19 protein-coding genes are annotated in these 20597 nt (G+C 65.0%); 11 read left to right on the forward strand and 8 right to left on the reverse strand.

Annotation, left to right across the window (positions count from 1 at the left end; translation table 11 throughout):
* Positions 1-19: 19 nt before the first annotated feature.
* The 10 genes from art_RS12715 (at position 20) to art_RS12760 (ending at position 10133) form a co-directional block, all read left to right on the forward strand.
* Positions 20-601 (forward strand): TerD family protein, encoded by a 582-nt coding sequence (locus tag art_RS12715; protein WP_038465396.1) that lies wholly within the window; start codon positions 20-22, stop codon positions 599-601.
* 50 nt (positions 602-651) lie between these two features.
* Positions 652-1845 carry a toxic anion resistance protein gene (locus art_RS12720; protein ID WP_038470057.1) on the forward strand — a complete coding sequence of 398 codons (1194 nt, stop codon included), beginning with the start codon at positions 652-654 and terminating at the stop codon, positions 1843-1845.
* Between the two features lie 51 nt (positions 1846-1896).
* Positions 1897-2454: a hypothetical protein gene (locus tag art_RS12725; protein WP_038465398.1), complete on the forward strand. Its 558-nt coding sequence runs from the start codon at positions 1897-1899 to the stop codon at positions 2452-2454.
* Positions 2442-2993, forward strand: a complete 552-nt coding sequence (locus art_RS12730; protein ID WP_038465400.1) for a TerD family protein — start codon at positions 2442-2444, stop codon at positions 2991-2993. The genes art_RS12725 and art_RS12730 overlap by 13 nt, the downstream gene beginning before the upstream one ends.
* 9 nt (positions 2994-3002) lie before the next feature.
* Complete coding sequence (locus art_RS12735; RefSeq protein ID WP_038465402.1) at positions 3003-3893, forward strand: hypothetical protein; 891 nt, start codon at positions 3003-3005, stop codon at positions 3891-3893.
* Between the two features lie 46 nt (positions 3894-3939).
* Positions 3940-5151 carry an HpcH/HpaI aldolase/citrate lyase family protein gene (locus art_RS12740; RefSeq protein ID WP_038465404.1) on the forward strand — a complete coding sequence of 404 codons (1212 nt, stop codon included), beginning with the start codon at positions 3940-3942 and terminating at the stop codon, positions 5149-5151.
* Positions 5148-6704: a phosphoribosyltransferase domain-containing protein gene (locus tag art_RS12745; protein WP_052136416.1), complete on the forward strand. Its 1557-nt coding sequence runs from the start codon at positions 5148-5150 to the stop codon at positions 6702-6704. Before art_RS12740 ends, art_RS12745 begins: the two co-directional genes overlap by 4 nt.
* Positions 6701-7870 carry a cysteine protease StiP family protein gene (locus tag art_RS12750; RefSeq protein WP_038465406.1) on the forward strand — a complete coding sequence of 390 codons (1170 nt, stop codon included), beginning with the start codon at positions 6701-6703 and terminating at the stop codon, positions 7868-7870. Before art_RS12745 ends, art_RS12750 begins: the two co-directional genes overlap by 4 nt.
* Positions 7867-8679 carry a haloacid dehalogenase gene (locus art_RS12755; RefSeq protein ID WP_038465408.1) on the forward strand — a complete coding sequence of 271 codons (813 nt, stop codon included), beginning with the start codon at positions 7867-7869 and terminating at the stop codon, positions 8677-8679. Before art_RS12750 ends, art_RS12755 begins: the two co-directional genes overlap by 4 nt.
* Before the next feature lie 278 nt (positions 8680-8957).
* On the forward strand, positions 8958-10133 hold the full coding sequence (locus art_RS12760) for a DUF1524 domain-containing protein (RefSeq protein ID WP_052136418.1): 1176 nt from the start codon (positions 8958-8960) through the stop codon (positions 10131-10133).
* Between the two features lie 6 nt (positions 10134-10139).
* On the opposite strand, the gene art_RS12765 is transcribed toward art_RS12760, so the two are convergent.
* From art_RS12765 to art_RS12800, 8 genes are all read right to left on the reverse strand, one after another.
* Positions 10140-11144 (reverse strand): adenosine deaminase, encoded by a 1005-nt coding sequence (locus art_RS12765; protein ID WP_038465410.1) that lies wholly within the window; start codon positions 11142-11144, stop codon positions 10140-10142.
* Positions 11141-11572, reverse strand: coding sequence for a RidA family protein (locus art_RS12770; RefSeq protein ID WP_052136420.1), 432 nt, complete (start codon positions 11570-11572; stop codon positions 11141-11143). Before art_RS12770 ends, art_RS12765 begins: the two co-directional genes overlap by 4 nt.
* Positions 11569-13284 (reverse strand): ABC transporter ATP-binding protein, encoded by a 1716-nt coding sequence (locus art_RS12775; RefSeq protein WP_038465412.1) that lies wholly within the window; start codon positions 13282-13284, stop codon positions 11569-11571. Before art_RS12775 ends, art_RS12770 begins: the two co-directional genes overlap by 4 nt.
* Positions 13281-14078, reverse strand: a complete 798-nt coding sequence (locus tag art_RS12780; protein WP_038465414.1) for an ABC transporter permease — start codon at positions 14076-14078, stop codon at positions 13281-13283. Before art_RS12780 ends, art_RS12775 begins: the two co-directional genes overlap by 4 nt.
* Positions 14075-15142, reverse strand: coding sequence for an ABC transporter permease (locus tag art_RS12785; RefSeq protein WP_052136422.1), 1068 nt, complete (start codon positions 15140-15142; stop codon positions 14075-14077). The genes art_RS12780 and art_RS12785 overlap by 4 nt, the downstream gene beginning before the upstream one ends.
* Before the next feature lie 31 nt (positions 15143-15173).
* A complete protein-coding gene (locus tag art_RS12790) occupies positions 15174-16760 on the reverse strand; it encodes an ABC transporter substrate-binding protein (protein WP_052136424.1) in 1587 nt (528 codons plus the stop codon).
* A 63-nt stretch (positions 16761-16823) separates the two neighbouring features.
* A complete protein-coding gene (locus tag art_RS12795; RefSeq protein WP_052136426.1) occupies positions 16824-18041 on the reverse strand; it encodes an amidohydrolase family protein in 1218 nt (405 codons plus the stop codon).
* A gap of 174 nt (positions 18042-18215) precedes the next feature.
* Positions 18216-19160, reverse strand: coding sequence for a nucleoside hydrolase (locus art_RS12800; RefSeq protein WP_038465416.1), 945 nt, complete (start codon positions 19158-19160; stop codon positions 18216-18218).
* Between the two features lie 379 nt (positions 19161-19539).
* Between art_RS12800 and art_RS12805 the strand changes: the two genes are divergently transcribed.
* Positions 19540-20565, forward strand: coding sequence for a LacI family DNA-binding transcriptional regulator (locus art_RS12805; protein ID WP_038465418.1), 1026 nt, complete (start codon positions 19540-19542; stop codon positions 20563-20565).
* Positions 20566-20597: the final 32 nt, after the last annotated feature.

Genomic DNA, 20597 nt, shown 5'->3' on the forward strand with positions numbered 1-20597 from the left:
ACTGTAAGGACATGAAATCATGGCTGGACTGACACTTGCAAAAGGCAACAACCTCTCGTTGACGAAGACTGACCCGGGTCTGCAGAAGGCGCTTGTCGGTTTGGGCTGGGACCCGCGCACCACCACCGGTGAGCCCTTTGACCTCGACGCTTCGGCGCTCCTGGTGGCTGCCAACGGCAAGGTCCGTTCCAGCGAAGACTTCATTTTCTACAACCAGCCCGCAGCCAAGGACGGCTCGGTCACCCACTTGGGTGACAACCGTTCAGGGGAAGGTGCCGGTGACGACGAGCAGATCCTGATTGACCTGACCCAGATTGCCGCAGATGTTGAGCGCGTAGTCATCGTGGTCTCCATCGATCAGGCAGACGATCGCCGGCAGAACTTCGGCCAGGTCCGCGGGGCGTACTGCCGCGTGCTGAACCAGGGCAACGATACAGAAATCGTGCGTTTCGACCTGAGCGAAGACGCCGCTCCCGAAACATCCATGTTGTTCGCGGAAATCTACCGCAGCGGGGCAGAATGGAAGTTCAAGGCTGTTGGCCAGGGCTACGCAACCGGGCTGGCCGGCGTGATTGCCGACTTTGGTGTGCAGCTGGGCTAGTCCCCGCTCCTCCCCACAATCCACCACCGACAGGAAAATTGGATCTCATCATGACAACACCCTTGACCCCTCCCTCTGAAGCTGAAACAGCCCTTGTCCTCAAGGCCCCGGATGCCCCTGAAATTGTCGTGGCTGACGAAGCCCCCGGCATGGTTCCGGTTCCGGCGGAACGCCAGGCAGAGATCAGCCGCCAGGCCAAGGAATTCATTGCCGAGATTGCCACGGTCGATGCCCGCAGCCCCGAGTTCACCACCAAGGTGGATGGCATTTCCAAGCTGGGCGGCCAGGAAATGACCTCCTCCTCCGACGCCTCCAGCCGGATGCTGGAACGCTCCACCACCTCAATCGCCGGTGCCAAGAAGAGCGGGAACGGCGCCCAGGCCCACGTGGCCGGCACGCTCAATGACCTGCGCACCACAGTTGAGGACCTCACCCCGAACAACGCCGACCTGAGCACCGGCCGGAAAATCCTGGGCTTCATCCCGGGCGGGAACAAGCTGGCCAAGTACTTCCAGAAGTACGAGTCCGCGCAGGTCCAGCTCGACGCCATCATCAAGTCGCTCATGGCCGGCCAGGATGAGCTGCTCAAGGACAACGCGTCCTTGGCCGGGGAAAAGGTCAAGCTCTGGGAAACCATGCAGAGCCTGAGCGAGTACGCCGTTTTCGCCAAGGCCCTGGACACCGCCTGTGTTGAGAAGATCGACGCAACGCGTGCCTCAGGCGCGATCGAGCAGGCACAGAAGCTGGAAGCGGACGTGCTCTTCCCCATCCGCCAGCGCCACCAGGACATCCTGACCCAACTGGCGGTCTCGGTGCAGGGCTACCTGGCCATGGACCTGATCCGCAAGAACAACCTTGAGCTCATCAAGGGTGTTGACAGGGCCCGCACCACCACCATTTCGGCGCTGCGCACGGCCGTCATTGTGGCCCAGGCACTGGCCAACCAGAAGATGGTGCTGGACCAGATCGACGCCATCAACACCACCACGAACAACATGATCCTGAAGACCTCCGAGATGCTCAAGGACCAGACGGTGCGCATCCACGAACAGGCAGCCAGCTCCGGTGTCAGTGTTGAAACACTGCAGAAGGCCTTCGACAACGTCTTCCAGACCATGGACGCCATCGACAGCTTCCGCTCCAGCGCAGCAAAGAACATGGAAGGTACTGTCCTGGCGCTTGAGGACGGGCTGGCCAAGGCCAAGCCGTACCTGGAGCGTTCACGCCAGTCCGATCGTGAGTAGCCGGAACGCGAGTAAAATGACAAGCTCGACGACGAAACTAGGGTAAGTGCAATGATTGGCCGTTTTGTGGGGGGCAGGTTTGGCGGGAGCCCGGCGCCGCAGGTGCCGCAGGCTCCTGCGGCGGACCCCGTGGCAGAGGAAATTGCCGCTATGGGCACTTCGGTGGACAGCCTGCGTGCTGCCGTGCGCCGCTCCGGCAGTGCGCTGCCGCCCCTGCTGACGTCTCAATTGCGCCAGCTGGGCGACCTCATGCGCGATGCCGTGCTGGACATCAGCATCCGCGGCTGTTCCACCGAACAGCGGGTGCTGCTCAACGCCATGATCTGCAGCTACGTTCCGGCACCGTTGCAGTCTTACCTGGCGCTCCCGCCGGCACATCACGACGAGGAATCAGCGGCCACGTTCCTGTTCGCCGAACAGCTGGCCACACTTGAACTAACCCTTGGGGACCTGTTGAACCAGATCCGCATCGGCGCCGTGGAGGAACTCTCCACGCACGGACGTTTCCTGGCGGACAAGTTTTCCGCTCAGGACGCTGCCCTGCAATTACATCAACCAGAGACCGAAAGGGACCCATTGCGTTTGGAGGGCCAACGTTGGCAACACTAGTGCCGGGGGCCAATGCGGCCCTGACCGCCGAGAATCCGGGCCTTGACCACGTGGTGGTTGGCATGGGCTGGGACACCATCCCCAGCAACGGCCCGCAGGCCGAGCTGGTCCCCTTTGCGTTGATGTGTGATGCCAGCGGGGAGGCTGTTTCCAACGAGCACCTGGTCTTTTTCAACCAACTGGTGAGCGCCGACGCGGCCATGACATTCATCGGCGACGGCGACCAGGAACAGATCGACGTCCAGCTGGATCTGGTTCCTGCGGAGATCACCAAGATTATCTTTCTGGCCTATGTTGACCCGGAATTCCGTGGTCAGGGCACTTTTGCCTCGGTGCGCAGCAGCCACATCCGGGTCGCCACGGCCGACAACCGTGAACTGGTCCGTTTCAACCTGACCATGGAGAAGCTGGAATCGGTTACGGCCATGATCTTTGGTGAACTGTACCGGCACCGCAGCGACTGGAAGTTCCGGGCCTTGGGCCAGGGCTACAGCACCGGCTTGGCCGGAGTCGCCAAGGACTTCGGGATTGCGCTGTAGGGCCAACTCATGAGTGCTTCTTCAACCCCGCGCCCCGACATCACCTACCTGCGCCGCCGCAGCAAGCCGGGACCTGCCCCGGCCGCTCAGTCCGCTGCAACGGTTGCAGTTCAGTCAGCAGCCCCCGCGGCCGCCGCACCGTCATTGTCGTTGTCCCGGCCCGCAGCCCCGCCAAGCCACAGCCAGCCCCTCAACCTGGCGCCCGCCCAAACCCGGGCCACGGCCCCGCCCAGCCAACCGGGCTCCCCGTCCGCCGCCCAAGCCAGCGGACAACCCTCAGCCGGCCTGGTGCTGGGAGGCGCGGCCCCGGCGTCGCACCTGAGCGGGCGGGCCAAGAAATTGGCGCAGCAGCGTGAGAAGGCAAAGCGGGAAGACCATGAGGTCCAGCTGCTGTTTCCGGCTCCCGGAATTTCGGACGTGTTTGAGCTGAACCTGACGGATCGGCTGCTGCGACTCTCTCCCTTGCAGTCGGCCGTGGGCACCCTGGTGGTTACCGGAAGTACGGCCGTGGCGTGGGAAAGCGTGCGGCGTGTGACCGGCGGGCAAACCGTTGACGGGCACAAGGCTGGCACCTCGGTCATGACCACCGGCAACCGGCCGCTGGTGGGATATCACGGCAGGGACGCACTGCTGACCCTGCGCCATGTGCGGCAATTCCGCCGCGCCATTTTTATCAACCGCAGCAGCTCCGCCATGGGTGTGCGGCTCATTTCGGGTCATTCGGTGGCCCTGCCGCCCGCGGCCGACGGCGCCCAAATGGTGTTGCTGGTGCACCGCGTCGGCAACGTGTTGGAGTTGCGTGCCGAACCTATTCCCCAGAGCTGGCCCGATATCCAAATCTGGCAGGAATTTGATTTTTCCATGACGCACAGCGCGCCGGCATCATCTTACGGGCGCTGATTCACTGTCCCCGCAGGCGCCGTCCTCCCACAGCTTGAAAGGGCCCATGCGACATTTTCGTTCCCTGACCACCGCCGCGTCCGAGGCGCTCTTCCACCGCCTGCCCGTGAAATTGTCGTTGCAAAGCGCCCCCGAACTGTTGGCTGTGGCCTTGGGCGGGACGCTGTACACCCCGGCAAGCCGGCCCAATCTGGTCAAGGACGTCATCAGGCAGCGCGACCTTGGCTGCGTGTCGATGGTGCTGTGCCTTGAGGATTCCATTGCCGACGCCGACGTGCCCGCCGCCGAGGAAAACGTGGTCTCCACGCTGGCCGAGCTCTCACAACACACGCACGCCCTGCCGCTGCTTTTTGTCAGGGTCAGGACACCTGAACAAATGCTGTCTGTGGCCCGCCGGGCCGGCGCCGCCACGAGAGTGCTGACGGGTTTTGTCATCCCCAAGTTCGACAACGAGTCCGGTGTGGCCGCAGCCTTCCTTGACGCACTGCACCTGATCCAGGCCGAGCTGGGCCTGGACGGAAAAGGCCTGGACGGGAAAAGCCTCGACGGGCGCACCGGCACAACACATCGGCTGCGCATCATGCCCATCCTGGAATCCGCCGCCATCATCCACTTGGAGACCCGTGCCGGCGCCCTGACCAACATCTACACCCTGCTCGACGCCAACCGTGAGGACATTCTCTCCGTCCGGATCGGCGCCACCGACATGTCCAGCGCCTTTGGCCTGCGCCGCTCCCGCGACCTGAGCATCTACGACGTCCACGTCGTGGCCAACGTCATCGGCGACATCGTCAACGTCCTCGGCCGACCCGACGGCGGCTTCGTCATCTCCGGCCCGGTCTGGGAACACTACTCAAATACGGAACGGGTGCTGCGCCCGCAACTGCGCGTCACCCCCTTTGTAGGCCCGCAGGAGCAGGAACTGCGCCAGCGCATCATGACCGCCAACCTTGACACCCTGATCCGTGAAATTGAGCTTGACCTGGCCAACGGGCTGCTCGGCAAAACCGTCATCCACCCCACCCATGTCAATTTGGTCCACGCCATGAGCGTCGTCAGCCACGAGGAATACCTCGACGCCCTGGCCATCGCCGGCAATGTGAGCGGCGGCGCCGCGGCCTCCCCCTACGGGAACAAGATGAACGAGATGAAGCCCCACCAGGCCTGGGCTCGCCGCACCCTGCTGCGGGCCGACGCCTTTGGTGTCGCCGCCGCGGGCGTCACATTCGTTGACTTCCTTGAAGTGAGCATGGCGTGAGCACCCCCTGGCGCGGCGGTTTCGTGGCGGATCGGCTCGCCGTCACCATCCACAGCGACCCCACCAGCGCAATCGCCGTTGAGGACCTGGTGGGCCTGGCCCTGCGCCGCAACCCCAAGCGCGCGCACCTGCTGGTCTCCACCGTGCTGGCCAAGCACGTGCCCACCGAGCCCGCCCTGGTCATGGCCGCCGGTGGCTTGCTGGGAGCCTTTGTGGCCCATGAGCTCCTGACGGACGACGCCGACTCCGGCCATCCGCAGTCCGGCCCGCCTGCCGCTGCACTCGCCCAGGCAGCTGCCGCGCTCGGCACGGCACTGCAGGGTCTGCCCGGCCAGCGGCAGGGCGCCATCTCACATCTCGGCGAAGAGGTGGCGGGTTTGGAGACCCGGGTGCCGGACGCCGTCGTGATCGGCTACGCCGAAACAGCAACGGGACTGGGCCGGCTCGTGGCCAACGCCCTGGGCGCCTACTACATCCACTCAACCCGGCACGCCACCCCCGGCATTGACTCGGTGGCGGGCTTTGAAGAGGGGCATTCACACGCCACCTCGCACGCCATGGTGCCCACGGACCCGCACTGGCTGGACGGCGGCGGGCCCGTGGTCTTGGTGGACGACGAGTTCAGCACCGGTTCCACCGTCATCAACACGATCCGCGAGCTGCATGCCCTGTCGCCCCACGATCTCTATGTGGTGGCTGCCTTGATCGACCTGCGCAGCGCCGCCGACCGCGCCCGCTTTGACGCCCTGGCCGCCGAGCTGGGCGCCAAAATTGTGGTGACGGCACTCGGTACGGGCTGGATTGAGCTGGGCGCGGACATCCTGGACCGGGCTGCGGAACTCATCCGGGAGCTGCCGGCGGCAACGCCGGAATTGGCGGCTGCCGACCAGGCCGCCCCACAACCTCGCACCAACGGCACAGTGCCAGGCAGCGGGCGCCTGTCGATGCTTGAGCTCTCCGGCGCGGACATTGCTCCCGTGCGCAGCGACCGTTTTGGCAATGCGGAGCCTCCTCCGGAGGGCGATATTTCCGTGATTGCCGGCCAGCTCGCCACACACCTCGCCAACCTGGGCTGCCAGGGTCCGCTGGTGATTCTGGGCTGCGAGGAAAACATGTTCCTGCCCCTGGCCGTTGCCCACGCTCTGACGCGACTGCTGCCGGGCCGGGATGTGCGCTTTTCCACCACCACGCGTTCCCCCATCGTCCCCGTCGACAGGGCCGACTACGCCATCGCCGGGGCGCTCACGTTCGCCAGCCATGACCTGACCAATGATGGCCCTGGTGTCCGTTTTGCCTACAACCTCAACGGCAGAGGCCAACAGCCGGGCACCATTGTGGTGTTCCCGGAACCCGGAACCAACCGCAGTGCGGTGACCCGGGGCCATGCCGGCTCCAAAAACGCTGACTCCAAGTATCCGTTCCCGTTGGACGCCACCGGCACCGCGCTGCCATCACTGGCAGATGCCCTGACAGCGGCAGCCGGGGACGTCGTCGTCGTGCTGCTGCCTGTTGACACCCCACAACCCACCCGCCAACCAGAGGATGCGCCATGAGCCGTTTTCCACTCCCCACTCCCCTGACCGGGCCGGATTTTGGCTCCTATGCGGCGGAGGAAGTCAGCTGGCTGTTGAAGGATTTGAGCCATCTTGTGCTGGAGGCGCCCACCGCGGAACGTGAGCATGCCATCCAGTCCGGGGCGGCGAACTACGCCGAGTCGCTGCCAGTGGAATACACACCCAGCCCCGAATACCAGGCACTGTATGCGGATGCCGTGGAGCGGGCCGGGGAGCGGATTGCCACGGCCGTTGGTGTCGTGACCGAGCTGGCGTTGGCGGCCCGGGACGGGCATCCCGTCTTGGTCTCGCTGGCCAGGGCGGGCACCCCCATCGGGATTTTGATGCGCCGCTGGGCCCAGATAATTCACGGGATCGAGCTGCCGCACTTCACCATGAGCATTGTGCGCGGCGTTGGCCTGGATAAAACGGCACTGCGCTACCTGGCCGCCAATTTTGACCCGGCCCGAATTCTCTTCGTTGACGGCTGGACGGGCAAGGGAGCCATCTCCCGGGAGCTCACGGCGGCATTGGATGATTTTGCTGCCAAGACCGGGACCCGTTTCCCCGACGACCTTGCGGTGCTGGCCGATCCGGGGCACTGCGTATCGATGTTTGGCACCCGTGAGGACTATTTGATCCCCTCAGCCTGCTTGAATTCCACGGTGTCGGGGCTGGTTTCACGCACCGTGTACAACATTGACCACATTGACCCGCAAGACTTCCACGGCGCCAAGTTCTACTCCGAGCTGGCCCCCAGCGACGTTTCCAACGACTTCCTGGACGCAATTTCACGCCACTTCCTCCAGCTCCGCCCGGAGGTGGACCGGCTCACCGCCGCGCACCAAGACGAAGCGCCCGTCCCCAGCTGGGTTGGCTGGGAAGCTGTGGAGCGGATCAGCGTCGAGTACGGCATCAACAACGTCAACCTCGTCAAGCCGGGCGTGGGCGAGACCACCCGGGTGCTGCTGCGGCGGGTGCCGTGGAAGGTGCTGGTCAACCCTGAGGCGCGGCCCGACGTCGCACACGTCCTGCTGCTGGCCGAACAGCGGGGCACCCCTGTGGAGGAAGTGCCGGGCCTGCCATACAGCTGTGTCGGGCTGATCCACCCCGCCTTCGACAAGAGCGCCGTCGGCGCCGACGGCAGGGCGGTGCCTCACGCATGAGCGCCACCCACCTCGTCGCCTGCGACCTTGATCGCACACTGATTTACTCCAAAAACGCCCTCTGGCTCACGGGCGCCGACAAGGACGCCCCGGCCATGGTGGTGGCCGAGGTGTACGACGGCGCCCCGCTCTCCTTCATGACGCGCACGGCCCAGGAGCTGCTGCTCGAACTGAAGTCGGCGGCCGTGTTCGTGCCCGTCACCACCCGTACCCAAGCCCAATATGAGCGGGTGCAGCTGCCCGGTCCGGTGCCTGACTACGCTGTGACGTCCAACGGCGGCGTGCTGCTGCACCATGGCGTGCCGGATGCGCACTGGAATGCGCAGCTGACCGCCCGGATGGCGGCGGCCTGCGCACCGCTGGAAACCATCGAGGCACACCTGTCCAACCCTGATTTTGCGCCGTGGATCCTGCGCCTGCGCCGGGCCGAGGACCTCTTCGCCTACGCCATCATCGACCGCGCCGTCATGCCGGACTCCTTCCTCGCGGACCTCGTGGAGCTGTGTGCCGGGGCCGGCTGGGGCGTGTCGGTACAGGGGCGCAAGCTGTACTGCGTGCCGCTGCCCATCAACAAGTCAGACGCCCTCGCCGAGGTTGCCCGGCGCACCGGCTCCGGCACCGTCATTGCCGCCGGCGATTCCCTCCTGGACCAGGACATGCTGGCGGCTGCAGACCTCGCCTTCCGTCCCCTCCACGGTGAATTGCACGACGCCGGCTGGCTGGCTTCGAACCTGCGGCTCACCTCGGTCAGGGGTGTCCTGGCGGGCGAGGAAATCCTGCGCGAAATCCTCACCGAGGTAACCGCCTGACAATCCCCACCCCGCCACCCCGCCACCCCCTCCCCACCCCCTCCCCACCCCGCCGAGATGTGCGATGACGCCCTGCCTTCCCGGTCGAGATGTGCGATCACGCCCTCCGCCATTTGCCGAGATGTGCGATGACGCCCTGCCGATCAATGCTTGGACATTGCGGAGCGGGCGTCATCTGACATCTCGACGAAGGGCAGGTAACGGGTGCCAACGTTGGTGTCAGACCCGCCCGGTAGGCTGGAAGAAACCAACTCTTGGAACCTAGGGAGAACTACGCTTTGTCCGCTCTACGCACGACCCGTACTTGGGGTGCCACCGACTTCATCATGGCGTCGGCCCTCGCCTCCGTCCTTTTCATGACCACGGCGTGCGGCGGCGTGTCCCAGGCCAAGGCGGATCCGGCGTCGGGCTTGGCCTCGGCAAACACGGCTGCGACGAGCTCCGCCAGCGCCGCAGCGCCCGAGTCGCTCAGCACGAGCCCAAGCCAAACAAAGGAGCCAGCGTCGGAGCCCGACGACGCCGCACCCCTTGACGGGGACACAGTGCCGGATGCGGGCGATGCGACCTTGGCCGGAGTGGTGCAGCCCGAGTATGCGGCGACGGCGCTGAACGTGCTGGCAACACTGCCCATCAAGGGCCGCGCACCCAAGACCGGGTACAGCCGCGCGGAGTTCGGACAGGCGTGGGCGGACGTCGACAGGAACGGCTGCGACACCCGCAACGACATCCTCGGCCGGGACCTGGGCGAGAAGACGTTCAAGCCGGGGACGCGCGACTGCGTGGTGCTGACCGGGGTGCTGGCCGATCCGTACACGGCCACCACCATTGATTTCGTGCGGGGTACGGGGACCAGCAGTGCCGTGCAAATCGACCACGTGGTGGCGCTCAGCGATGCGTGGCAGAAGGGTGCGCAGCAGCTCTCCCCTGAACTGCGCACAGCCTTTGGCAATGATCCCCTGAACCTGTTGGCTGTTGACGGCCCCAGCAACCAGCAAAAGGGTGCCGGCGATGCCGCCACCTGGCTGCCGCCGAACAAGTCCTACCGCTGTGAGTATGTGGCCCGGCAGATTTCGGTCAAGGCCAGCTATTCCCTGTGGGTGACACAGGCCGAACATGATGCCATGGCCAGGGTCCTTGGCGACTGCGCAGACATTGCTGCACCCACCAACCAGACACCTCCCCCGGCAGCACCGCCGGCCGAGCCGGTCATCCTGCCCCCGCCTGCCCCGATCGCCCCCGTGGCTCCGGTTGAGGCCGCGCCGCAGCCCGCTCCTGAGCCGGCCCCTCCGGTGGAGGTTCCCGCGCCGGCACCATTCGTGGAGGTGCCGGGTCCTGAGCCGTACTACCAAAACTGCTCGGCTGTCCGTGCTGCAGGCGCGGCACCGATCCATGCCGGAGAGCCAGGATTCCTGTCCAAGTTCGACGGCGATGGCGACGGAGTCGGCTGCGAATAGGCCGCCTCAGCCCTGCTGCGTACGCCACTCCTGGAGCTCGGTCAGCAGGGCGGCCTTGCGGTCGCCGTCGGCAAAGGATGACCGGATGGAATTGCCGGCGAGGGTGGCAACTGTGTCGGCATCGAAGCCAAACTCAGTCTCAAGGGCGGCGAAGTTCACGTCAACGTGCCCGCCAAAGTAGGCAGGGTCATCGGAGTTGAGGCAGACGTTTAGTCCGGCCGCCAGCATTTGTGGGAGCGGGTGCTCCGCCAGGGTGTCCACGGCTCGCAGGCGAACGTTGGAGAGCGGGCACACCGTCAGGGGAACCTGTTCGGCGGCCAAGCGTCGCACCAGGGCGGGGTCCTCCATGGACCTGATGCCGTGGTCAATCCGTTCAACACCCAGCAGGTCCAGTGCGTCGGTGACGTAGCTGGGCGGGCCCTCTTCGCCGGCGTGAGCGATCAGGTGCAGTCCTGCCGCACGCGCCCGGTCGTAGAGGCGCACAAACTTCGTTGGCGGGTTGCCAACTTCGGCGGAGTCAAGGCCGATGCCAATAATGGGCGCATCCATGGCCAGCAGTTGCTCGAGGATCTCCAGCGCGTCCTCTTCCGTTTCGTCCCGCAGGAACGCCGCGATCAGGCCCGTGGTCATGCCAAATTCCTGCTCTGAGGCGGCCAGGGCACTGGCGATGCCGTTGACCACTGCAGCCAGTGGCACACCCCGGACCACATGCGCCTGCGGGTCAAACATGATTTCCGCATGACGCACGCCGCCGGCGGAGGCGCGGGCCAGGTAGGCGCGTGTCATGTCTGCAAAGTCGGCTTCCGTGCGCAGCACAGCCATGTTGGCGTAGTACAGGTTCAGGAACGATTGCAGGTCGGTGAACTCATACTGGGCCCGCAATTGCGCCAACGTGGGAAACGGCAGGGTGAGACCGTTGCGGGCGGCAAGTTCCATAATCAACTCTGGCTCCAGGGTGCCCTCAATGTGCAGGTGCAGCTCGGCTGCGGGAACGTGGCGGAAGCCCATCATTTCTCCTCTTGCGTGGAATCGGTTTCCTTGTTGCCGCCGCGGCCCGGTTGCGGGCGTACGGCGGTGATGTCCATGGCCACAAGCGGCCCGGGCAGCGCGGCGCCCAGCACGGTCCGCACCGGGTAGGGCTGCGGAAACCTGCGGGCGTAGACGGCGTTGACCGCGGGAAAGTTAACGGCGAAGTCCTCAATGATGACAGTCACCTTGACCACGTCCCGCAGGGTCAGGCCCACATCGGCCAGGCCGCGTTCCAGGTTGTCCACCACGGCTTCAGCCTGTGCCGTAATCCCTTCGGGAATGCTGCCGGTGGCGGCGTCAAAGGGCCCGATCCCGGAGGAATATACGACGCCGTTCACCTCGGCCAGGTGGCTGTAGGCACCGTAGGTGGCGCCCAGGGCGTCGACGTTGCGGAACTCTGCCCCGCTCACGGCGCGCCCTGGAGTTGCCCCGGGATGGATTCGAGCAGTTCGCGCGTGTAGGCCTGGGCCGGGGCGTTGAGGATCTGCTCGGCCGGGCCGGCCTCGATCACATCACCAAAGCGCATCACCAGGATTTGATCCGAGACCTGGCGGATCACCCCCAGGTCGTGCGAGATGAACAGGTAGCTCAGGTTGAACTGGGACTGCAGGTCCACGAGCAGTTGCAGGATTTGTTCCTGCACGGAGACATCCAGCGCGGAGACGGGCTCGTCCAGCACAATCATTTCCGGGCCCAGGGCCAGGGCACGGGCGATGGCAACGCGTTGGCGCTGCCCGCCTGAAAGCTGCCCGGGGCGCCGGTTGATGAGGTCGGGAGAGAGCTGGACGCATTCCAGCAGCTCTCGGGCCGCCTCGGCCTGCCGTTTGCGGTCCCCCAGCTTGAACGCACGCAGTGGTTCGGTAATGATCTTCTCCAGGCTCATGCGCGGGTCAAGGGAACCGAAGGGATTTTGGTATACCACCTGGATGCGGCGGCGCAGCTGGCGCAGTTTCTCCCCGCGCAGTTCCGTGACGTCCTCGCCGTCGAACAGGACGGTTCCGGAGTTGGCGCCGGCGATGCGGGCGGCAATGCGGGCCGTGGTGGTCTTGCCGGAGCCGGACTCGCCAACGATCGAGAGCGTCTGCCCGCGTTCCACGGCAAAGGAGACGTTGTTGACGGCCGTCAGGATGCTGGCGGGCGCCCCGGGGGTGCGCAGCGCGAAGGTCTTGACCAGGTTGCGTACTTCCAGGACCGGCACGCCCGGTGCGACGGCTGCGTCCCTTCCCGCAAAGAGGGAGCTGCCAAGCGGTCCCGCGCTGCCGCTGGGCAGGGGCTGTGCCTGCAGCCGGGCGCTGTTGAGTCCGGGGGCTGCGGCGACGAGCCGCTGCGTGTATTCGTGTGCGGGGTTGGCGAGGACGTCCTGGGCGCTGCCCGCTTCCACGATCCGGCCGTGCTGCATGACCAGGATTTCATCGGCACGGTCCGCGGCCACGGCCAGGTCGTGGGTGACGAGCAGGACGGCGGTGCCGCGTTCGGCGGCGAGCCGTTCCATGCGGTCGAGCACCTGCCGCTGGACGGTGACGTCGAGGGCGCTGGTGGGCTCGTCGGCGATGACGAGGTCCGGGTTGCATGCCCAGGCCATGCCGATCAGCACCCGCTGGCGCATGCCGCCGGAGAGTTGGTGCGGGTATTGGCCGGCACGGGCGGGGGCGTCGGGGATCCCTACTTCATCCAGGATCTCCACAGCCCTGGCGGCAGCGGCCGACTTGCTGGACTTGCCGTGCAGGCGCAGGGCTTCGGCAATCTGCTCCCCGATTTTCATCAGCGGGTTGAGCGAGTTGCTGGGGTCCTGGGGCACAAAGCCAATGCGTGCGCCGCGGATGTTCCGCAGCGTCTTCTCGCCCGCGGAGGCGAGGTCGGCGCCGTCGAACATGATGGTGCCGGCCGTGATGCGGCCCCCCGTGGACAGGCTGCGGATGAGCGACTGTGAGATGGTGCTTTTGCCGGAGCCGGATTCACCCACGATCGCCACGATTTTCCCGCGCGGTATGGAGAAACTGACGCCGCGCACGGCCGGGAAGCGCTCTCCGGCGCTGACGTAGTCCACGTGCAGTCCGTTGACCGACAGGATGCGCTCGTCCGCCGGGACTGCGGGGGGCGTGTTGACGGGTTGGGGCGTCACTTGGCTGCTCCTATTTGCTGGGCCACACGGTTCACGGCAAGTACGACGGCGACAATCACCACACCGGGCATGATGCTGAGCCAGGGGGCTGTCGCTACAAATTCACGGCCCGACGCCACCAGTGATCCCCATTCGGGGGTGGGCGGCTGCGGGCCAAAGCCCAGGAAGCTCAGGGCTGATACTGACAGGATCGCGGTGCCCATTTCCAGGGCCGCCATGGAGATGACGGGCCGTGAGGCGTTGGGCAGCACGTGGGTGGCCAGGACGGTGCCGCGGCGGACACCGAGCGCCCCGGCCGCCTCCACGTATTCCTCGTTGCGCACGCGCAACACCTGGGAACGCATGACGCGGGCGAACGATCCGGCCGCACCCAGGGCCACCCCGACGGCCACGGACCATGGGCCGAAGCCCAGGGAGGCGACGACGATCAGGGCCAGCAGGATGCCGGGGACGGCGATGAAGACGTCGACGACGCGCATGATGAGAAAGTCGGTCTTCCCGCCAACCGCACCGGCAATCAAACCGACGATGGCGCCCACGGCAACGCCGATCACCACGGCAAGGCCGGCTGCGGCGACGGACAGGCGTGCCCCGTACACCACGCGCGAGTACACGTCCCGGCCGAGGTGGTCGGTGCCAAACCAGTGTTCGGCACCGGGTGGCTGCAGCTTTTGGGCGGCGACGCCCTCCAACGGGCTGTGGGTGGCGAAAAGGGCGGGGACGGCCACGGCCAGCAGGACGAGTAGCAGGAAGGCGGCGGAGATCAGCAGCCCGGGTTTCTTGAACAATCTCATGCCTCGCTCCTTGCAGGATCGGTCGGCCCGGTGGGCTTGGGTGCGTCCGGCGTTGCCTTGGTTCCCAGGGTTTTCTTCGTGGTCAGGGAGGGTCGGATGCGCGGGTCGATGAGGCCGTAGCAAAGGTCCACGATCAGGTTGACAAGCGAATACACGATCGCAACCACAATGACGACGCCCTGGATGACGTTGATGTCGCGGGACAGGACGGCGTCGACCGTCATGCGGCCGATACCGTCACGGGAAAAGACGGTTTCCACCACGGCCGTTCCGCCGGCCAGGTAACCGATCTGCAGGCCCAGGATGGTGATTGAGGCCAGCAGGGAGTTTCGCAGCACGTGACGGGTGAAGATGCGGCGCGGGGACAGGCCCTTGGCGACGGCGGTGAAAACATAGGCACCGTTGGCCGCCTCAAAGACGGCAGCGGAGAACACCTGGAAGAAGATGGCTCCGACGGGCAGGGCCAGGGTGACCGAGGGCAGGACCACGCTGAGCGGGTGCCGTGTTCCGGAGGACGGGAACCAGCCGAGCCCAAAGGACAGCACGCTGATCAGGATCAGGCCGGTCAGGAACGCGGGGATGGCGACACCCAGGGGTGGGATCTGCATCAGGGTCTGGCGCAGCCAGTTGGACCGCGTCAGGTAGGCCAGGTAGGTGACGAGCACTGCCAGGAAGATGCCGATCACCAGCGCCAGGCCGGCGATGGCGGCACTGTGCGGGATGACCCGCCCGATCATGGTCGCGACGGGCTGGCCGGTGGAGATGGACGTGCCAAAGTCACCTGTGAGCACACCGCCCAGGTGCCTGAAGTACTGGGTCCACAGGGATCCGTCCAGGCCGTATTGCACGCGCAGGCGTTCCAGTGCGGCCGGGTCCGTGGTGGTTGCATCGCCGCCCTTCAGGGACAGCGCCGCCAGGACGGGGTCGCCCGGCAGAAAATGGATCAGCAGGAACGTCACTGTGTATGTTGCCCAGATGACGAAGACAAACTGGAGCAGTTTGGGCGCGGCAAAATTCAAGATCGTGCGGGCCCGTTGCGCGAACGACGCTCCTGCTGAATCCATGGTTAATTCCTTATGCGGGGTGCGGTTTGGGTTACTTGGCCACGGTCATGTCGTACAGGTTGATCCTGGAGGCCGAGTCAAAGACGATGCCTGAAACATTGCTGGTTGAGGCATGCAGCTGCACGGTTTCCAGGGTGGGGATGACGTAGCCTTCCTTGATGACGAGGGCCTGGACCTTGGCAACCAGGGCCTGGCGGGCGTCGGCGTCGGCCGTCTTGGCCTGCTCCTGCAGCAACTTTTCCAGTTCCGGGTTGTCGATGATTCCCCAGGCCGAGCCTGAGTCCTTGGAGAGGGCAACGCGCAGCACGTCAGGGTCGGTGCGGGTCAGTGCCGCGCCGAGGAATTCGTAGTCGTGGCTGGCCACGGCACCAAAGAAGTCACCGGCTGTGACCATGTTCAGCTTCAGGTCGACGCCGATCTTCTTCAGCTGCATCTGGACAGCCTCCAGGACATCCTGGGCGTAGAAGGCGGTGACAGAAATCGTCAGCGCCTTGCCGTCCTTGGCGTAAATGCCATCCGCGCCGAGGGTCCAGCCGTCGCCTTCCAGCAGGGCCTTGGCACCGGCTGCATCGAACGTCATGGCGTCTGCCTGGCTGACGTAGCCCGTGGTGGTGGAGGTCAGGGCGCTGCTCGGGGCCTTGCCGCTGGCAGAGCCGGTCAGGGTGTTGATTTCTTCACGGTCCAGACCCATCTGCAGGGCCTTGCGGACAGTGGCGTCACCCAGAAGTCCCTTGCTGGTGTTGGCGATCAGCGAGTTCGGGATGCCTGGGTTTGCGGCGGCGTAGAGGTTGTAGTCTGCGCTTGTGAAGCGGGCTTCGTCGGCGTACGGGACATCTTGGATGACGTCGAACTCGCCGGAGGCCAGGCCGCCGGTGCGGACGCTGTTCTCGGAGATGATGGGGAAGCTGACGGTCTTCACGAGGGATTCACCTGTGTGCTGGCGCAGTTCGGAGCCCCAGTTGTAGCCGGCACGCTGGCTGATCTCCACGGAGTCGTTCTGGGTGTAAGAGTCGAGTACGAACGGGCCCGATCCAAGGATGCCCTGGCAGCGCTCTTCGGCACTGGCCTTGGTTGTTGCCTCGGAGACCATGCCCAGCGTGGTGGTGGAGGCGCCCTGCAGGAACTGTGCGTTGGGGGCGGAGAAGCTCACCTTGATGGTCGTGGGGTCCACAACGTCGGTTCCCGTGTAGCCGGCCAGCAGCTGGGATGCCAGCGAGGCCTGGGCGCCCATGTCAAAGAGCGCGTCAAGGTTGGCTTTGACAACGTCGGCGGTCAGCTTGGTTTCATCGCTGAAGGTGACATCGTCGCGCAGGGTGAAGGTGAACTGTGTGAGGTCGTCATTGGACGCCCACGTTTTGGCCAGCCACGGCTTGAGTTCACCGCTTGCGGGGTCCTGATCCAGCAGGGAATCGGTCAGCTGGCGGCTGACGTTCAAAGCCGTCGTCAGGGTGACCTGCTGGGGATCCAGGCAACCCGGATCCTCCTTGAGGGCGAAAATGACATTCTCGGCGGAGGCGTCGGAGCCGCCTGTGGAGCAGGAGGCAAGCGCGCCGCCGGCCAGCAGCACTGTCAGGGCAAGCGCCCCGGTGCGCAATACGTTCTTCGATGCAATCTTCACGAATGGTCCTAGTCTGAAGGGTCAGGATTCTGGATAGCTTTGTGGAAATGTGGTGGTGGTGGATTACTCGGGCAGTTCGCCGGCAACTACACGGCCGCGGGAGACCACGGCAACAATGTTTTCGGTGCGCAGGTCCTCGATGTTTTCCCAGGGGCGGCCCTTGATCAGGATGAAGTCGGCGCCGAAACCTGCCTGGAGCTTGCCCACGGTGTCCCCGAGGCCCACGGCGTCGGCCGCGTCCGAGGTCGCGGAGACAAGAGCACGCTCGGGGGTCCATTCAAACATCTTGGCCATCAGGCGGACTTCCTCCATCTGGTCGCCGAAGGCCACCATGAAGCCATTGGCATCGGTGCCCAGGACAAACCGCACCCCGGCGGCGCCGGCGCCGTCAAAGTTGAGGTCGCGTTCCTTGACAACGGCCTGCGCCTTTTCCTGTGCTTCGGCGGAAATGGTGATGCGGCCGTCGGCGATGGCGTCGTTGATCAGCAGTGTGGGCGCGACGGGGATGTTGCGCTCCACCAGCACGGGCCAGTGCTTGCTGGTGATTCCGGTGCCGTGCTCCAGCGAGTCGGCGCCGTGGGCCAGGGCAATGTCCACGCCTTCGGTGGAGTGCGTGTGGGCTGCCACCGGCATGCTCAGTGCATGGGCTTCATCAACTGTGGTGCTGATTTCCTCGTTGGTCTGGTTGCGCCAGCCAACCTTGTCGCCCATGGACAGCACTCCGCCGCTGGTGTAGATCTTCACGCCGTGCGCGCCGGCACGCGCCCACTGGCGGACCAGTTTGCGGCATTCATCGGGGCTGTCGGCCACCGGTTCACGGTGCGGGAAGTGGGGAGGGGTGAAGAGGTCGCCGTGGCCTGCTGTCATGCCAACCTGGCCGTGCACCAGGACCCGGGGGCCCTCAAGGATACCGGCTTCGAAGGCGCGGCTGACGGCGAGCTGGTGGCGGTCGCCGGCCAGGTCGCGCAGTGTGGTGACACCGGCGCGTGCCGCCTTTTGGGCGTTGGCGGCAATATGGAGGGTGCGTTCCTCGGATGGGGTGACCAGCGGCCAGGACACCCAGTCGACCTTGCCCTCGCCTGCGTAGCCGCCGAGGTGGACGTGGGTGTCGACAAGTCCGGGGATGATGCTGTACTCGCTGGCAGCCGCGTCAGCGGTGCCCGCCTCGACAACTTCCACGATATTGCCGTTTTCCCAGCTGATCGTTGTGGTGCCGCGGAAGGTTTCCCCGTCCCAAAGGGCTGCGCCCTCCAGGCGCTGCATGGGCGTGCTCTGGCTCATGAGTTTCCTTATCCCCGGCCCGCGCAGTAGCGCCCGGCCGCAATGTGAGTTGCTGCTGTGTGAATTGGTGCTGTGTCCAGTGGAACCGCAGCTGGTGGGCCGCGGTCTTTTTGCTGTTTACTGCGGTCTGGCCTCGGCAGTCAATGAACGACGCCGGCCTGCCGCCTTGGTCTGTTAGGCGCCGAGCGCCTGAAGGAACTTTTCATAGAAGGCGTCTGCGTCGATGTCTTCCACGATCCGGATGACGCCCTTGGCACGAGGATCCTGTGGTGCCGGGCGGGATGTTCGCAGGTCTCCCACCAGCGCGCCCCGGGAGGCTCCGGCCGCAAGCTCCACATAAGCGTTGACGAGCCGGTAGCGTCCGAGTTCGGGTTCCAGTGCCAGGGCCATCGCCAGCGGGTCGTGCAGGATGCAGGTGCGCACGCCCATTGTTTTCTCGTGGAAATCCAGGTAGTGCGCCATGATCTTCCATGCGAACTGGGAACGCGGGTCCGTGCTGTTTTCTATGCGGGCCAGGGCCGCGGGTGACAGGACCGTGGACAAGGTGATTTCCAGCCCAACGAACAGGACGTCCCACTCGGCGTCGACAACCAGCTGCGCCGCTTCGGGATCGTGCCAAATATTGGCTTCGGCGGCCGGAGTGATGTTGCCGTGCACTCCGACGGCGCCGCCCATGACCACCACGCGCTTGACCAGTTGTGGCAGCTGCGGCTCAAGCAGCAGTGCCAGGCCGATATTTGTGAGCGGGCCGATGGCAACGAGCACCAGTTCGCCCGGGTGCAGGCGCGCCTGGGCAACAATTTCCGCGGCGGCCAGGGAACCTGAAATCTGGCGTGTTGACTCCGGCAGATTGGAATTTCCCAAACCGTCCTCGCCGTGGACATACTCTGCGGTGTGCAGTTCCTGGGCAAAGGGCCGTGCTGCTCCTTGGTGGACGGGCACGCTGTTCAGGCCGACCGCATCAAGCAGGGTCAAAGTATTTCGGCTGCCGCGCTCCACCGGGACGTTGCCATGGGTGACAGTGCACAAACGAAAGTCAGCACCGTGGTGTGCCCCGTAAAAGATGGCAAGGGCGTCGTCGATGCCTGTGTCGCAGTCGAGGATCAGTGCAGTTGTCATGATTTACGTCCTACCTGGAATGACCGGAAGTTGCAGGGGGTCACGGGTTTTGAGCTACTCGTTGACCGTGAAATTACAGCCAATGGACGGGTAGGGAAGGCCTGCAGACGGCCTGATCGAGGCTGTCCGTGCAGGCAGCTGCAAGTTGCGACGTCTTCGCACGCCGCACGTGATCCTAAATCCCATGGTGAGAAATCCATTTCACAGTCCCAGCAAATTACACCCCACGTAACAAAAGCAAGTCAAATCCGGGCAAACCCTTGCCAATCCAGTACTCCACCCCAAGGGAGGGTTCAGAACATCTTTTGCAGAACTACAATGTGAATCACTGGGGGCAGGCTTTTCGGCATTCTCCGCAAGCTGTCGAGAGGACGATTTCATGGACCGGCGGATCACCATGCAGGACGTGGCGGCAGCAGCCGGGGTCTCCCCCGCCACCGCGTCGAGGGCACTGGCCGGCAATTCGCGGGTGGCCCCGGACCTGGTCCGGCGCGTGTCCGAGGCCAGCATCCGCCTTGGTTATTCCGCCAACGCCATGGCACGGGCTTTGCGAACCCAGCGCACGGACACCATTGGAGTGGTGGTCCCAGCCATCAACAACCCCTACTTTCCCAGTGCCGTGGAGGCCTTGGAAGGTGTTCTTTCGGAATCCGGCCGGTCCTTGATTCTGTGTGACTCCCATCAGGATCCTGCGCGGGAGGCCTCCCGCATTGACCTGCTGATCAACCGCATGGTCGACGGCCTGGTCGTCATCCCGGTGTCGACCAGCGAATCTGCCGCAGCATTGACATGTGCGGCGTTGCGGGTTCCGGTGGTGCAGCTGGACCGCTACGCGGATGCCCCTGGAACCGACTACGTGGGCAGCGACAATACCGCGGGCATCCTGCTTTTGATGAACCACCTGAGGTACATGGGGTGCACCACCTTCGCGTATGTGGGAGCGCACCCAACCACCAGCACGGCCGGTGAGCGGCAGGCAGAGTTTCGGGCCCTGACAGCGGAGCTGCAGCCGGGCGCACCCGCGCATTGGGAACTGCTCGGTGACTTCAGCATGGAGTGGGGTCGCGCGGCGGGCCGCCAGCTGCTGTCCGGCGGGCCGCTCCCGGACGGCATTATTTGTGGCGCGGACGTTGTGGCGATCGGCCTGCTCTCCGCGCTGCGCGATTCAGGAGTCCGTGTGCCAGCGGATGTCAGGGTGGGCAGCTTCGACAATATTTCACTCAGCGAAATCAGCTCCCCGAGGCTCACCTCGGTGCGCCACCCCATGGACGAGCTCGCCCAGGAAACCGTGCGCCTGCTTGATGAACGCGCCCTGGACCGCAGCCGTCCCGGCCGGAAGAGCATCTTCACCCCCGAACTCCTCGTCCGCGAATCGAGCGCAGGGTCAACGCCACCTCCCCATTGACGGTTGACGCCAACTAGATCCGGCGCTGCTTA

The sequence above is a fragment of the Arthrobacter sp. PAMC 25486 genome (assembly GCF_000785535.1).
GTDB lineage: Bacteria > Actinomycetota > Actinomycetes > Actinomycetales > Micrococcaceae > Specibacter.

What these genes read in the sequence shown, in the direction of transcription:
- art_RS12765 (WP_038465410.1), bottom strand. Translation starts at nt 11,144, where the DNA reads ATGATGGGCTTCCGCCACGTTCCCGCAGCCGAGCTGCACCTGCACATT.
- art_RS12785 (WP_052136422.1), bottom strand. Translation starts at nt 15,142, where the DNA reads ATGGATTCAGCAGGAGCGTCGTTCGCGCAACGGGCCCGCACGATCTTG.
- art_RS12725 (WP_038465398.1), top strand. Translation starts at nt 1,897, where the DNA reads ATGATTGGCCGTTTTGTGGGGGGCAGGTTTGGCGGGAGCCCGGCGCCG.
- art_RS12740 (WP_038465404.1), top strand. Translation starts at nt 3,940, where the DNA reads ATGCGACATTTTCGTTCCCTGACCACCGCCGCGTCCGAGGCGCTCTTC.
- art_RS12750 (WP_038465406.1), top strand. Translation starts at nt 6,701, where the DNA reads ATGAGCCGTTTTCCACTCCCCACTCCCCTGACCGGGCCGGATTTTGGC.
- art_RS12780 (WP_038465414.1), bottom strand. Translation starts at nt 14,078, where the DNA reads ATGAGATTGTTCAAGAAACCCGGGCTGCTGATCTCCGCCGCCTTCCTG.
- art_RS12715 (WP_038465396.1), top strand. Translation starts at nt 20, where the DNA reads ATGGCTGGACTGACACTTGCAAAAGGCAACAACCTCTCGTTGACGAAG.
- art_RS12800 (WP_038465416.1), bottom strand. Translation starts at nt 19,160, where the DNA reads ATGACAACTGCACTGATCCTCGACTGCGACACAGGCATCGACGACGCC.
- art_RS12795 (WP_052136426.1), bottom strand. Translation starts at nt 18,041, where the DNA reads ATGAGCCAGAGCACGCCCATGCAGCGCCTGGAGGGCGCAGCCCTTTGG.
- art_RS12720 (WP_038470057.1), top strand. Translation starts at nt 652, where the DNA reads ATGACAACACCCTTGACCCCTCCCTCTGAAGCTGAAACAGCCCTTGTC.
- art_RS12735 (WP_038465402.1), top strand. Translation starts at nt 3,003, where the DNA reads ATGAGTGCTTCTTCAACCCCGCGCCCCGACATCACCTACCTGCGCCGC.
- art_RS12805 (WP_038465418.1), top strand. Translation starts at nt 19,540, where the DNA reads ATGGACCGGCGGATCACCATGCAGGACGTGGCGGCAGCAGCCGGGGTC.
- art_RS12755 (WP_038465408.1), top strand. Translation starts at nt 7,867, where the DNA reads ATGAGCGCCACCCACCTCGTCGCCTGCGACCTTGATCGCACACTGATT.